Origin of the sequence: Aeromonas sp. ASNIH8 (genome assembly GCF_002919855.1) — a bacterium.
Taxonomy (GTDB): domain Bacteria; phylum Pseudomonadota; class Gammaproteobacteria; order Enterobacterales; family Aeromonadaceae; genus Aeromonas; species Aeromonas caviae.
In genome coordinates this window covers 46,151-60,009 of sequence record NZ_PQLN01000002.1, presented here as the reverse complement: position 1 = coordinate 60,009, position 13,859 = coordinate 46,151, and the positions used below count along the sequence as shown (strand labels likewise).

12 protein-coding genes are annotated in these 13,859 nt (G+C 63.4%); 6 read left to right on the top strand and 6 right to left on the bottom strand.

Annotation, left to right across the window (positions count from 1 at the left end; translation table 11 throughout):
* Nucleotides 1–18: 18 nt before the first annotated feature.
* The 4 genes from mutL to C3418_RS01035 all read right to left on the bottom strand — a co-directional run bounded on the left by mutL (nt 19) and on the right by C3418_RS01035 (nt 5,542).
* A complete protein-coding gene (gene mutL / locus C3418_RS01050; RefSeq protein ID WP_103857812.1) occupies nt 19–1,902 on the bottom strand; it encodes a DNA mismatch repair endonuclease MutL in 1,884 nt (627 codons plus the stop codon).
* A 105-nt stretch (nt 1,903–2,007) separates the two neighbouring features.
* The gene (locus tag C3418_RS01045; RefSeq protein ID WP_234823614.1) at nt 2,008–3,525 is read right to left on the bottom strand and encodes an N-acetylmuramoyl-L-alanine amidase; all 1,518 of its coding nucleotides are present in this window, start codon (nt 3,523–3,525) and stop codon (nt 2,008–2,010) included.
* Nucleotides 3,526–3,548: 23 nt separating this feature from the next.
* Entirely contained in the window at nt 3,549–4,022 is a 474-nt protein-coding gene (gene tsaE, locus C3418_RS01040; protein ID WP_029313846.1) for a tRNA (adenosine(37)-N6)-threonylcarbamoyltransferase complex ATPase subunit type 1 TsaE, read from the bottom strand.
* Between the two features lie 17 nt (nt 4,023–4,039).
* On the bottom strand, nt 4,040–5,542 hold the full coding sequence (locus tag C3418_RS01035) for an NAD(P)H-hydrate dehydratase (protein ID WP_103857862.1): 1,503 nt from the start codon (nt 5,540–5,542) through the stop codon (nt 4,040–4,042).
* Between the two features lie 99 nt (nt 5,543–5,641).
* Here C3418_RS01035 and queG point away from each other — a divergent pair, with 99 nt between their 5' ends.
* The gene (gene queG, locus C3418_RS01030; RefSeq protein WP_103857810.1) at nt 5,642–6,796 is read left to right on the top strand and encodes a tRNA epoxyqueuosine(34) reductase QueG; all 1,155 of its coding nucleotides are present in this window, start codon (nt 5,642–5,644) and stop codon (nt 6,794–6,796) included.
* An 83-nt stretch (nt 6,797–6,879) separates the two neighbouring features.
* Nucleotides 6,880–7,623 carry a polyphosphate--glucose phosphotransferase gene (ppgK, locus tag C3418_RS01025; RefSeq protein ID WP_041214591.1) on the top strand — a complete coding sequence of 248 codons (744 nt, stop codon included), beginning with the start codon at nt 6,880–6,882 and terminating at the stop codon, nt 7,621–7,623.
* A 52-nt stretch (nt 7,624–7,675) separates the two neighbouring features.
* Here ppgK and C3418_RS01020 read toward each other — a convergent pair whose 3' ends face one another.
* Nucleotides 7,676–8,131: a hypothetical protein gene (locus C3418_RS01020; protein ID WP_010673186.1), complete on the bottom strand. Its 456-nt coding sequence runs from the start codon at nt 8,129–8,131 to the stop codon at nt 7,676–7,678.
* A gap of 472 nt (nt 8,132–8,603) precedes the next feature.
* Here C3418_RS01020 and metN point away from each other — a divergent pair, with 472 nt between their 5' ends.
* The 4 genes from metN (at nt 8,604) to rfaH (ending at nt 11,706) form a co-directional block, all read left to right on the top strand.
* Nucleotides 8,604–9,647, top strand: a complete 1,044-nt coding sequence (metN, locus tag C3418_RS01015; RefSeq protein ID WP_039040957.1) for a methionine ABC transporter ATP-binding protein MetN — start codon at nt 8,604–8,606, stop codon at nt 9,645–9,647.
* Complete coding sequence (locus tag C3418_RS01010; RefSeq protein WP_029313844.1) at nt 9,628–10,281, top strand: methionine ABC transporter permease; 654 nt, start codon at nt 9,628–9,630, stop codon at nt 10,279–10,281. The genes metN and C3418_RS01010 overlap by 20 nt, the downstream gene beginning before the upstream one ends.
* A gap of 26 nt (nt 10,282–10,307) precedes the next feature.
* Nucleotides 10,308–11,108, top strand: a complete 801-nt coding sequence (metQ, locus tag C3418_RS01005; protein ID WP_010673183.1) for a methionine ABC transporter substrate-binding lipoprotein MetQ — start codon at nt 10,308–10,310, stop codon at nt 11,106–11,108.
* A gap of 97 nt (nt 11,109–11,205) precedes the next feature.
* Nucleotides 11,206–11,706, top strand: a complete 501-nt coding sequence (gene rfaH, locus C3418_RS01000; RefSeq protein WP_010673182.1) for a transcription/translation regulatory transformer protein RfaH — start codon at nt 11,206–11,208, stop codon at nt 11,704–11,706.
* Nucleotides 11,707–11,873: 167 nt separating this feature from the next.
* On the opposite strand, the gene C3418_RS00995 is transcribed toward rfaH, so the two are convergent.
* Nucleotides 11,874–13,850, bottom strand: a complete 1,977-nt coding sequence (locus C3418_RS00995) for a methyl-accepting chemotaxis protein (protein WP_103857809.1) — start codon at nt 13,848–13,850, stop codon at nt 11,874–11,876.
* Between the last annotated feature and the right edge of the window lie 9 nt (nt 13,851–13,859).

Below are 13,859 nucleotides of genomic sequence, written 5' to 3'. Positions count from 1 at the left end.
GCAGACGACGAGACGCCGTCAGTTGCCATCGGCAAACTCGGCCAGCACGTTCGCCAGCGGCAACGGACGCACCATGCGAACGTCTGCCAGTTGGTCACTGAAATCGGCAACAAGTTCCGTCAACAACCGGGTGGCAGTGGCAAAATCGTATATTTTTTCGTCACTTATGCCTTGTTCCACCAACCACTGGCATAGTACTCCAGCCTGCGCATCGGCATCACTGTCAGATCCGCTCTCGACCAGCTGCAACAATTCGGGTAAGAGGCGGGCCAGATCGGTCTGGCGCAGCAGAGCAGGCACCCGAGTCAGGATCATGGTGTCGCGTCCCCCGCTTTTCAACTCCAGCCCCATGCGTTTGAGCAGGCGTTCCCGCTCCTCCACCAGGGCTACCAGGTTTTTCGGCAACTTGAAGGAGACCGGCAGCAATAGAGGCTGGGCCGCCAGCCCCTGGCCCCAGGCATCCAGCAGCCAGTGGCGCAACAACAGACGCTCGGCGCGCACCAGGGAGAGCAGCGCCAGCTGCCCCTGACGCTCCATCAGCAGATAGGCCTGCTCGACCAGGCTCAGGGCGCGCCACTCCCCCGTTCGGGCTGGCGTCTCGACGGCACCGCTCTCGGCTACGGGCTGGGATGCCGGCATCGCCACCTCGGGCAGGGTGGTGAGCAAGGCGCCCATGCCTCGCATCGCGGCCCGGCTCGGGGGTTCGGGGGGCTGGTAGTGTCCTCCCCTGCCACCACCGCCTTCCCGCACGCCGTCGCCATCTCGTGCAGGGGCAGGAGCCCGATAGCCGTGTTCGGCACCGTACCACTCGGTGCGCGGCGCCTGACCCGGATAGGTGATCTCCGGGCTGCCCGGCAGCTCGACCTGGGTCTCGGCCAGGGGTTCATCGGTGGCGCTCCCTGCTCCGTCCTGGCGCAGGGCGGTAAACAGCGCCTGGAAGATAAAATCGTGGATGAGACGCGCCTGATGGAAACGCACTTCGTGCTTGGCCGGATGGACGTTGACGTCCACCTGGCGGGGATCCAGCTCGATATAAAGCACATAGGCCGCGAAGCGATCGGCGGGCAGCAGCTCGTCATAGGCCTGGCGGATGGCGTGATTGATGAGCTTGTCCCGCATCATGCGGCCATTGACATAAGTGTATTGCAGGTCGTTCTGCGGCCTGGCCCCTGCCGGAGTGGCCAGCCAGCCCCACAACCGCACGTCGCTGTGTTCGCTCGATACCGCCAGGGCATGGTGCATGAAGGGGGAGCCGCAGACGGCGGCAAGGCGGCGCTCCTGCTCCGCCACCGTGTTGGCCGCCTTGTACTGGCGCACCACTTTGCCGTTGTGACGCAGGATCAGGGTGGCGTCGAAGCGGGAGAGCGCGATGCGGCGCACCAGTTCGTCGATGTGGGCAAATTCGGTCTTTTCGCTGCGCATGAACTTGCGCCGCGCCGGGGTGTTGAAGAAGAGATCCACCACCTCCACCGTGGTGCCCACCGGGTGGGCCGCCGGCTTGACGGTGACGCTCATCTCACGCCCTTCCGCCTGGGCCTGCCAGGCCTCGCTCTGCTCTGCCGTACGGGAGGTGAAGGTGAGGCGGGAGACGGAGCTGATGGAGGCGAGCGCCTCCCCGCGAAAGCCCAGGCTGTTGATCCCTTCCAGATCGTCCAGGGTCGCCACCTTGGAGGTGGCGTGGCGCGACAGCGCCAGCACCAGCTCATCCCTGGCGACACCGCAGCCGTTGTCACGAATGCGGATAAGCTTGGCGCCTCCCTTGTCAATGTCGATCTCGACCCGGTCGGCCCCCGCATCCAGGCTGTTTTCCACCAGCTCCTTCACCACGGAGGAGGGCCGCTCCACCACCTCACCGGCAGCAATCTGGTTGGCCAGAATCGGCGGCAATATACGGATTGGCATCGCTTGCTCCTGCAGATGAAAAAGGGGAAGAGGTGGACCTGGCGCCATCAATGCTCACCGCCCCTCCCTGCCATCGGCAGAGAAGGGCGGCGTTCTTCACCCGCGCTATTTTCGCGGAATATAGAGCACCTGCCCTATCTGGATGTCCCGCGACTTAAGCTTGTTGATCTCCACCAGTCGCGCCTGACTCACCCCATGTTTCTCGGCGAGACGGGAGAGACTCTGGCCACGGGTGACCACGTGGCGGATCATGTTGGACTTGTCGTTGCTCTGCACGCTGGCTACCGGCGCACTCGGCTCCTGGGCTGCGACCTTGTAAGGTTTGATCACGCCGGCACCGGAGGCGCTGCCGACGCTGCTGACCGGGGCGCCGCCCTCACCGACGCGATAGGGCTCGCTCGCCGGCATCCGGTTGGTCACGACCTGCTGCGTTGGCTGGGCAGCCGGCTTGCTGACAGCGACCGGCTTGTTGGCAGGCGCCTGACGCGGCGGGGCAGCAACCTGCCCCTTGCCGGTGAGCATGGGCCCCTTGGTCGGATGACTGCGGTAATAGTTGCGGATCCCCTCGAAGATGGCCCGGGCCAGCTGATCCTGATAGCTGGCGGTGGCCAGCAGCTTCTCCTCGGCGTGGTTCGAGATAAAGCCCGTCTCCACCAGTACCGAGGGGATGTCCGGCGCCTTCAGCACCGCCAGACTCGCATGTTCCGGCGCCTTCTTGTGCAATCTGGCCACCCGCCCGAGCGAGCGCAGGATCTGGCGGCTGACGTCATAGCCTTCGGCCCTGGACTTGTCCATGGAGAGATCCAGGAAGGTCTGCGCCAGATAGGGGTTGGGATCAGACTCGGCCAATACCTTGCCAACGCCCCCCAGCAGCTCACCCTGCTTCTCCTGCTTCTCGAGCCAGCTACCCATCTCGCGGTTGGCGCGGTTGGTCGACAGCACCCAGACGGAGGCGCCGCGAGGAGTCGAGTTGTGGAAGCTGTCGGCATGCACCGACACCAGCAGGTCAGCCTTGGCCTTTCGGGCAATCTCGGAGCGTTTGTTGAGATCGACGAAGTAGTCGCCACGGCGGGTCAGCACGGCTCGCATGCCGGGCTCCCGGTCGATGAGGGCCGCCAGCTTCTGGGAGACCGCCAGGGTCACCCGCTTCTCGTAGGTGCGGCGCGGGCCGATGGAGCCCGGGTCTTCCCCGCCGTGACCAGGATCGATGGCGATGACGATGGCCTTGCCGTGTCCCCCGACGGGAGCGGGCTGCGCCGCAGCGCTCCCCTTCTCTTCATAGGGAAGATCGATCACCAGACGGTGGCCATAGGGGCCTGCCGGCGCCAGCGGGAAGACCACCGGCTTGATGGCAGAGCCGAGATCCAGCACCAGTCGCAGGCCGCCCTTCTCCAGCGGAGTGCTCTCGCGGATCTTGCGCACCAGCTCGCTCTTGTTCTCGATGCGGGCCAGGTTGGTGGCGTTGCTCGCCCCTTTCAGGTCGATGACCAGACGGTTCGGACCGGTCAGGGTGAAGTAGTTGAAATTGGGGGCGCTGCTCATGTCGAGCACCACCCGGGTGTTGTCCGGTGATGGCCACACCCGCACACTCTTGAGCTGATTGGCCCAGGTGGGCAATGCCATCAGGGAGAGAACAAAAACAAGGATCACGCGCACTGAGATGACAACCGTTCCAGAATGGCTTCGCCGATAGCAGTGCGGGCATCAATCTGCACCTCGCGCTGCTCGTTTGCATAACTCAGGGTGATCTCGAGATCCGGGGCTGGCAGCCAGCCGTCGCCCTTCTCTGGCCACTCCACCAGGCAGAGGGTATCGGCGGCAAAATAGTCGCGAATGCCCATGAACTCCAGCTCTTCCGGGTCCGCCAGTCGATAGAGATCGAAGTGATAGACCTGCCACTGGGCAAGCTCATAGGGCTCCACCAGGGTATAGGTCGGACTCTTGACCTTGCCCTCATGACCCAGTCCCTGTACCCAGCCTCGAGTCAGGGTGGTTTTGCCGGCCCCGAGGGCACCGTGCAGAAATACCGTGGTGGCCTGCTGGCACGCCTTTGCCAGACGGCCACCCAGCGCCACTGTTGCTGCCTCATCCGGCAGTGTCATCATCAAGGTTTTTGCCATGTTCTTCTTGTTACTTGTTACTGTGTCGGATTGACCAGACGACGGATCCAGGGCAGCAGATCCGATGCCAGCATGCCCCTCTCACCCTCGGCAGCGGCCAGATCGGCGGCCTCTGCGTGGATCACGGCCCCGAGTCGGGTGGCCATGCCCGCAGACCAGCCCTGAGCCAGAAGGGCGGCGATTATACCAGACAAGAGGTCACCCATGCCGCCACTGGCCATGCCGGGGTTGCCCTCGTCGCACAGGGAAATGCGCCTGCCGTCGCAGATGAGCGACCCCGCCCCCTTGAGCAACACCACACCACCGTAGCGCTGTTGCAGTCGCGAGACGGCCGCAAACCTGTCCCCCTCGACCTCGGCGATGGAGCAACCCAGCAGGCGAGCCGCCTCCCCGGGGTGGGGTGTGAGCACCCAATTATCCTGATGACGGGGGGCCTGCGCCAGCCAATTCAATCCATCGGCGTCCAATACCAGTGGCACGGCGGCTCCGATGCCCTGTTCGAACCGGGCCCGGCCCCACCCATCCTGACCGAGCCCGGGGCCCAGTACCTGCACCGACGCCCACCCTTCATCCATGTCCGCCGGGCATCCCATCAGCTCGGGTTGAACCAGGCTGGCCACAGGGCAATCCGGGTGCTGGCGCAGGCGTACCAATCCCGCCCCCGCCCGCAGACAGGCCTGACCCGCCAGCAGGATGGCTCCCTGCATGCCGAGGTTCCCCCCCGTCAGCAGTACCTTGCCGCTGTGTCCCTTGTGAGCCGAGCGCCTGCGCGGGGTCAGCAACCCCTTGAGGCTGGGATAATCGATCCGCTCGGCAGCGGGAACCCGTTCCTCCCCCGGCGTCACACCCAGGGGATCCCGGTCGAGGTGGCCGACTCCGTCCACCCCGTCGGCGGTGAGCATGCCCTGCTTGATGCCGATGAAAGTGAGGGTGCGGGTGGCACGCACCAGTGCGCCCATGGCGCGACCGGTGTCGGCATGGAGACCGGAGGGGAGATCCACCGCCAGCACGGGCGCGTTCAAGCCATTGATTGTTGCGACGATCTTTGTCATTGACGAGGAGAGGGGAAGCTGGACGCCGGTACCGAGCAGTGCGTCTATGACCAGATCCGGCGGCGGCAGCGTGGCGGGCAGCAGATCCTCGGCCATGGTCACGCTCCCCCCCGATGCGAGCCACTCTTCGGCAGCCCGCCTGGCATCTCCCCTCAGCAGGCCGGGAGCCCGGGCAGCAATCACCAGAGGCTCGAGGCCGATGCGCCGGGCAAGGCGGGCCAACACGTAGCCATCCCCACCGTTGTTGCCAGGGCCGACGAAGATCCACCACTGACGGCTGTCGGGCCAGTGGTGACAGGCATAGTTGCACAGCGCACTCCCGGCCCGCTCCATCAGCACATAGAGGGGCAACCCCTCCTGCTCGGCCCAGCGCCGTTCCATGCTGCGGATCTGCTCGGCCCGCCACAGGGGTTGTGCTAGACTCTCCCACTCATTTTTGCGGATAGCGTCCCCGAACACCTCTACCATGACGGCCCCCACGTTTCATCATCCCATGACCCGGCAACTGGCACACCATATCGCCGCCCTGCGCCTGCCACACTCCTGCAGGCAGAGGGGGGATGCTGCATGACGGCTGCCGAACTTGCGCAACTGGCCCACGATATCAAGCTCTGGGCAAGGGAGCTAGGATTTGACCAGGTCGGCATCGCCGACACCGATCTCACCCTGGAAGAGCCGAGGTTGCAGGCCTGGCTGGATGCCGGTTATCACGGCACCATGGACTACATGGCGCGCCACGGCATGATGAGGGCCCGCCCCCACGAGCTGTTGCCGGGCACCTTGCGGGTCATCTCGGTGCGGATGAACTATCTGCCGTTCGAGGCGGGCTTTGCCGCCACCCTGCGCGCTCCCACCCTCGGCTACATCAGCCGCTATGCCCTCGGCCGCGACTACCACAAGGTGCTGCGCAACCGGCTCAAACAGTTGGGGGAGCGCATCGAGCTGCGGTGCGACACCCTGTTGCGGGCGGCGGGACAAACCCTGGGCGAGTGGCGCCCCTTCGTCGACTCGGCCCCTATTCTGGAAAGGCCGCTGGCGGCCAAGGCCGGCCTTGGCTGGGTGGGAAAGCACTCACTGCTGATCAACGAGTCCGCCGGCTCCTTCTTCTTTCTGGGAGAATTGCTCATCGCCCTGCCGCTGCCCGTGGATGCCCCGGTGGAGAAGGAGCTGTGTGGCAAGTGCGTGGCCTGCATCAACATCTGCCCCACCGGTGCCATCATCGCCCCCTATGTGGTGGACGGACGGCGCTGCATCTCCTATCTCACCATCGAGAATGACGGCCCCATTCCCGAGGAGTTCAGGCCGCTCATGGGCAATCGCATCTATGGCTGTGACGACTGCCAGCTCATCTGCCCCTGGAACCGCTATGCCGATGCCAGCCCCGAACCCGATTTCAGCCCCCGTCCCGACCTGCATCGCCCTCCCCTGCTAGTGCTGTGGCGCTGGAACGAGGCCGAATTTCTCAAGCACACGGAAGGCAGCCCCATCCGCCGCATCGGCTATCAGCGCTGGCGCCGCAACCTGGCAGTGGCCCTTGGCAACGGGCCGGCCAGCAGCGAGGTCCTGGCCGCCCTGCAACAGGCGCTGCCTGAGGCGGCGCCCATGGTGGCCGAGCATATCGAGTGGGCGCTGGCGACCCTGGCCAGGCGTCAGCAGGAAGAGAATAAAAAGACGCGATTGCTGATCCGCTGCATCGAAAAAGGTCTGCCGGATCACGCATAAGTGATCTGGCCCTTGCCGGATCGCAGCCATTTTTTCATGCTCTGCCGACCATTGAACATCGGCACAATAAAAGGAAGATTCTGATGCAGATGCTGGGAGTAGATATTGGGGGGTCCGGGATCAAGGGCTGCCTGGTCGACACCGAAACCGGGGAGCTGATTGGCGAACGCCACCGCATCGCCACACCGCAACCGGCAACCCCGGCCGCCGTGGCACACACCCTCAAGGCGCTGGTCGAGCACTTCCAATGGAAGGGGCCCGTGGGGTGCGGTTTTCCCGCCACCATCCACAACGGCATCGCCAAGAATGCCTCCAACATCGACAAGAGCTGGATTGAGACCGATGCCGCCCACCTGTTTGCCGATGTGACCGGCCTGCCCTGCCATGTCCTGAACGACGCCGATGCGGCCGGTCTGGCGGAGATGCGCTTTGGCACCGGGCAGGATCGCCAGGGGGTCATCATTCTCATCACCGTCGGCACCGGCATCGGTACCGCCGTCTTCGTCAATGGCCAGTTGCTGCCCAATACCGAACTGGGTCACCTGATGCTGGAAGGCATGGTGGCTGAACACTATTGCTCCGATGCGGTGCGCAAGCGCGAGGATCTTTCCTGGGGCCGCTGGGGCAAACGTTTCAACAAATACCTGGCTCGCCTGGAGTTTCTGTTCTCCCCCGACCTCTTCATCCTGGGGGGCGGCAGCGCCGCCAAGCTCGACAAGTTCATCGACAAGATTGAGACCCGGGCTCCCCTGGTGGCGGCCGCGAACCTCAACCAGGCCGGCATCATAGGCGCCGCCCTCTATGGCGCGTCCCGGCAAGGGGGCTGACCGCCAGCAACATCAGAAGACCCGGCCCGTGCCGGGTCTCTCTCATCCGGGCTCAGAGATCGTCGAGGCGATGAGCACCGTGTACCAGACGGGTAAGGCGGGATTGGGCCATGGAGGCCAGGGCTTTCAGCAGCGCCGCCGTGTCGGGCGTGGGGCACTCCCGGGCCAGACGTTCCAGCTCGCCGATGAGCCTCTCCTCCTGGCGTGACACCAGGGCCACTATCTCCGCGGGCTGGGTTGTGGCGGGCAGCGCCAGACGATCCCCCTCGGCCAGCAGATCCTCGCCAAACCCCTGATCCAGCCAGGTCTCCTTCACCGCGCTGCCCATCTGCTCGCGATAATCGTGCAGATGAGCCGCCGCGGCATCCTCCCGCCCTTGCAAATAGGCCAGCAACATTCTGCTGCGCTCAGCATCCACCCGGGGGATCTGGCGCCCGTAAATGTGCCCTTGCCGATGATGAAGCTCCTCGAGATAGAGCATCAGGTCCTTGATCTGTTGGAATCGCATCTCGCCCCCCTCCTGGCATCCACCTGCAGCCAGTATAGGGAGCTGGCATGTCGACACGGCCACAAACTGGTCATTTATTGTTCTGCATCAAGGAGATGGAAAAGAAAGCAGGAAAAGAGACGGCAGGAGGAAGGGGAAACCGGCAGCGAGACTGCCCGGACGACCGGGCACCTTGTCCGAAGGGGAGACATCAAATCGACGACATAAAAGATATTTACCAGCTTATATTCGGACTAGAGTCATCAAATCGGAATCTAATATTGATGCTGGTGGTTATACCTCCACACCATAGTCAAATGGCGGGAATCCTTATCCATTTTTTAGACGTCTAGACGTAAAAACATGCGTTGACACAGCCATCCGGACATCTTAGCATCATCCTCCATGATGACAGAGCTACCCAGTGAAACCTCTGCCCAATTTACCCGCCTGTAGCGCCCTGTGCTTTAAGGCTGTTAGCACGGAAGAATCCATGATTAAGTTGATCGGTCTCAACAAAGTCTACGGTAAAGGCAGTGATGCCGTGCACGCCCTGCGTGACGTGAGCCTGCATGTGCCCCAAGGCAAGATCTTCGGGGTGATCGGTGCCTCCGGTGCCGGCAAGAGTACCCTCATCCGCTGCGTCAACCTGCTGGAGCGCCCCACCGAGGGGCAGGTCATCGTCGATGGCCAGGACCTGGTCGCCCTGAGCGAGCGGGATCTGACTCAGGCTCGCCGCCAGATCGGCATGATCTTCCAGCACTTCAACCTGCTGGCCTCTCGCACCGTCTCCGCCAACATCGCCTTCCCGCTGGAACTGGCGGGCTGGAGCAAGGACAAGATCCAGAGCCGGGTCAGCGAACTGCTGGCCCTGGTCGGGCTGGAAGCCCGTGCCCACGCTTATCCGTCCGAGCTCTCCGGCGGCCAGAAGCAGCGCGTCGCCATCGCCCGTGCCCTGGCTCCGGCTCCCAAGGTCCTGCTGTGCGACGAGGCCACCTCGGCCCTCGACCCCCAGACCACACGCTCGATCCTGACCCTGCTCAAGGAGATCAACGTCAAGCTGGGGCTCACCATACTGCTCATCACCCACGAAATGGACGTGGTGAAGGGGATCTGCGACGAAGTGGCCATCATCAGCGACGGCCGTCTCATCGAGCAGGGGGAAGTGGCCTGGTTCTTCAGCAATGCCAAGACCCAGCTGGCCCGGGATTTCATCCACTCCACCATCCACCTGGAAGTGCCTCAGGAGTATCAGGATCGGATGAGTAGCGACCGGGTGCCCGGCAGCTATCCCCTGGTGAAGCTCGGCTTTACCGGGACCACGGTGGATTCGCCGCTGATTTCCGAGGCGAGCCGCCGTTTCAACATCGACATCAGCATCCTGAGCGCAGACATCGAATACGCCGGTGGCGTCAAGTTCGGCTTCCTGCTGGCGGAACTGTTCGGGGACGAGGCCCAGTGCGAGGCCACCCAGCAGTTCCTCATCGACAACCACATTCAGCTGGAGGTAATGGGTTATGTCCGAAGCAATGATTAATCTGCTGATTTCGGCTCTGGGCGACACCCTCATCATGGTGTTTGCCTCCGCCCTGTTCGGCTGCCTGCTCGGCCTGCCGCTCGGCGTGGCGCTGCACGTGACCAAGGCGGGCCAGATCCTGGCCAATCCGCTGCTCAACAAGGTCCTGGGCGTCATCGTCAACGTCGGTCGCTCGGTGCCCTTCATCATTCTGCTGGTCGCCATCATTCCGTTGACCCGCTTCATCGTCGGCACCAGCATCGGCACCATCGCCGCCATCGTGCCGCTGACCGTGGGCTGCATTCCCTTCATCGCCCGCCTGGTGGAAGGGGCTCTGATGGAGGTGCCTGACGGCCTGCTGGAAGCGGCCAAGGCCATGGGGGCCAAGCCCCTGCAAATCATCGCCAAGGTGCTGCTGCCCGAGGCCCTGCCGGGGATCCTCAACAGCGTCATCATCACCCTCGTCACCCTGGTGAACTACTCCGCCATGGCAGGTGCCATCGGAGGCGGTGGTCTCGGTGATGTGGGTATTCGCTACGGCTACCAGCGTTTCGATCCCACCGTCATGCTGGTCACCGTGGTCATTCTGGTGGTGCTGGTTCAACTCATCCAGAGCGCGGGTGAGCGCCTGGTCAAACAATGTGATCATCGTTAATCGTCGATTTCTGACAGGAGGTTTTTATGAAATTGGGCATCAAATCCGCAGCAGCTGCGCTGCTGGCAACCCTGGTACTGGTCGGCTGCGGCCAGAAGGAAGAGAACAAGACCCTGAAGGTGGGCGCCATCGCCGGCCCCGAGACCGAGCTGGTTGAGACCGCGGCCAAGGTTGCCAAGGAAAAATACGGCCTGACCGTCGAAGTGGTCACCTTCTCCGACTACGTCACCCCGAACGTGGCCCTGAACGACGGCAGCGTCGACGTCAACGCCTTCCAGCACAAGCCCTACCTGGATGCCCAGATCCGTGATCGCGGCTTCAAGCTGGTGCCGGTCGGCAACACCTTCGTCTACCCGATAGCCGGTTACTCCAAGAAGGTCAAGGCCCTGTCCGAGCTGAAAGACGGTGCCCAGATCGCGGTGCCGAACGATCCGACCAACCTGGGTCGTTCCCTGATCCTGCTGGAGAAGCAGGGCCTGCTGAAGCTTAAAGAGGGTGCCGGTCTGGAAGCGACCGTACTGGACATCGCCAGCAACCCGCGCAACTTCAAGATCGTCGAGCTGGAAGCCGCACAACTGCCGCGCTCCCTGGAAGACGTGGATCTGGCCATCATCAACAACACCTTCGCCGGTCAGATTGGTCTGACCCCGACCGAGAACGGCCTGTTTGTCGAAGACAAGGAGTCCCCCTACGTCAACCTGATCGTTGCTCGCGAGAACAACAAGGACGACGAGAAGGTCAAGGAGTTCGTTCAGTCCTTCCAGACCGACGAGGTCTTCAAGAAGGGGACCGAGCTGTTCAAGGGCGGTCTGGTGAAAGGTTGGTAATCACTCACTCTGGAAAAAAGGCCACGTCAAGCGTGGCCTTTTTTTTTACCCCCGTTATCATAGCCAGAAGCACGGCAACACGAAAAACAGAACAACAATGAAGAAATGGTATCTGGCCTACTGCAAACCCAAGGAAGAGGCCCGCGCCCGCGCCCATCTGGCAGCCCAGGGCGTTGAATCCTATTACCCCATGGTCGAGATTGAAAAACTGCGGCGAGGCAAGCGCGTGCCCCAGCGCGAGCCCATGTTCCCCAACTATCTCTTCATCTACGTGGATCTGGAAGAGGTCACCCCGGTCACCCTGAAATCGACCCGGGGCATCAGTCGCATCATCCACTTCGGCAAGGAGTGGACCCCCGTCAGCAGCCAGCTGATCTACCGGCTCATGAGCCGGGACGACAGCGACGAGGCGCGCGCCAGCTACGCCCGTCTGCCGACCCAGGGAGACAAGGTACTTATCGAATCCGGCCCCCTCGCCGGGTTTGAAGCCATCTATCTGGAACCGGATGGCGAAAAGCGGGCCATCCTGCTGGTCAACCTGCTCAACCAGGAGACCTGCAGCAGCTTCGAAAACCAGGCCTTCCGCCGCCTGGAGTGACCCGTCCTGCCGGCAGAAAGAGCCACAGGGCAGTACACAAGACACCATCCCCCTGCTCCCGAACGGTCAGGACCGCACCTGCGTCGTACATCCTTCCACCACCAGGTTTTCGGGCCGAAAAAAACGGGGCAGACCCAGAGGTCTGCCCCGTTTTTCTCTCCCTTGCGTCAGGCATCCAGTTCGAAGCGGCTGATGGCCGATGTCAGTCTCCCCGTCTCCCGGGTCAGGCGGGCGGCGATCTGCTCCCCCTGCTGGCCATGCTCGCTGGACTGATGGCTGAGCCCGGCAATCTCCTCCACCGTGCCCGCCACCTCCTGCGCCGCCCTTGACTGCTGCTCGGTGGCGGTAGCGATGGCGGCAAGCTGGCCGCTGAGATCCTGCACCAGCGTCGCCATCGACTCCAGGGTCTCGGTCACCGAGGCCACGGCGCCGCGCCCCAGCTCCACCAGCAGGGTACCGCTGCCCACGGTATCCGCGGTCTCCCGGGTCTGCTGCTGGATGCTGGCAATGGTCTGGTTGATCTCCATGGTCGATGCGCTGGTGCGGCTGGCCAACTGCCTCACTTCATCGGCCACCACGGCAAATCCCCGTCCCTGCTCACCGGCCCGCGCCGCCTCGATGGCCGCATTGAGTGCCAGCAGGTTGGTCTGCTCGGCGATGGTGGCGATCACTTCGGTGACCCTCCCCACCTGCTCGCTCTGGCTGCTGAGCTGCGTCATCGCCTGGTTTGCCTGGGCAATCATGTCACCAATCTGCGCCATGGTGGTCCCCATGCGGGCGAGGGCCTGCTCCCCCTCCCTTGCCTGTTGCTCGGTCTGGCGAGCCGCTCCCGCCGCGTCCGCAATGTTGCCCGCCACATCCCGGGTACTGACCGACATCTGCTCGATGGCGGCTGCCACCGCATCGAGCCGCTGATTCTGGCTCGCCAGATCATCCACGATGGCATTGGTGGTCTGGCCCACCTCGCGGCCAGCCCCTTCCACCTGACCGACCGCCCCCTGGATCTCCCCCACCAGCTCGCGCAACTGTGCCGACATCCGGTTGATGGAGCCCGTGAGCCCTCCCAGCTCATCCTGACGAAGCACGGGCAAGGGGGTGACGGGGAGGCGGCCATCGGCCACCAGGCCCGCCCGTTTCACCAGGCTGGCGATGTCCCGGGTCAGGCGCCGGCTGAACAGCAGGGCCACCAGGGTACCCAGCAGGATGACGCTGGTGGTGGCCAGCAGCAGGGTGCGATGAATGGTCTGACTGGCGGCCGCCATCTCCCCCGCCATCTTGTCCACCTCGGCACGGGTATGGGTCACCTGGGTCGCCAGCTGATCCGCCAGCCGGGTCAGGGCGGGCTCTATCTCGGTGGCCATCAGGTGGTTGGCCCTGTCCCAGTCCGGGGCCTGGCGCTTCTCGATCACCTGGCCCACCAGCTCGGCAAAGGGGGCAGACATCTCTTCAAAGAGCGTCCAGAGCCCCTTTTGTGCCTCGGTGAAGTTGGCCTCTTGCTGCTTCAGCTCGGCCACCCGCTGCTGGTGAAACTGGTAGTAGTCCCGGTACTTGTCCAGATACTCCTTCTCCCCCGAGATGAGGAAATCCCGCAGGGCGGAGAGCGCATTGCCCAGGCTGTTGTAGGCATCCCCCACCTGCTTGAGCAGCAGGCGCCTGTCACCGGGCAACGTCGCCTGGGGCGTCGCCACCTCTTCATTGGCAAAAGACTGCAACTGATCGAGGGCCGACTCCGCCAGGGGGCCGGCCTCCAGCAGCATCAGGGTGTGGGCGGGCAGGTTCTCTTCGGTGTGAGCCAGGGCCCACACCTGTGACTGTGCCCCCTTGAAATCCTTGAGTGCCCGGGTCAGGTCGGGGGTGAAACGCTGGCGTTCGATGGCGTGCCAGGCCTCTTCCCACTCCTGCTTGATGCGATCACCCTGTGCCGGATCCTTGCCGAGGATGAGATAGGCCCGCAGGGATGAAACGGTGGCAATCAGGGCTTTCTGGCTCGCCTCGTCCCGCTGCAGGGCGGGCAGGGCCTGGGCCAGCAAGGCATCTTGCGAGCCTTCGATCCGGCCGAGCTGATGATAGACAAGGGCGGAGGAGAGAATGATGAGCAGGTTGATAAAACAGAAGCTCAACAACAACTTGCTTGATATTTTCATGGCCATCCT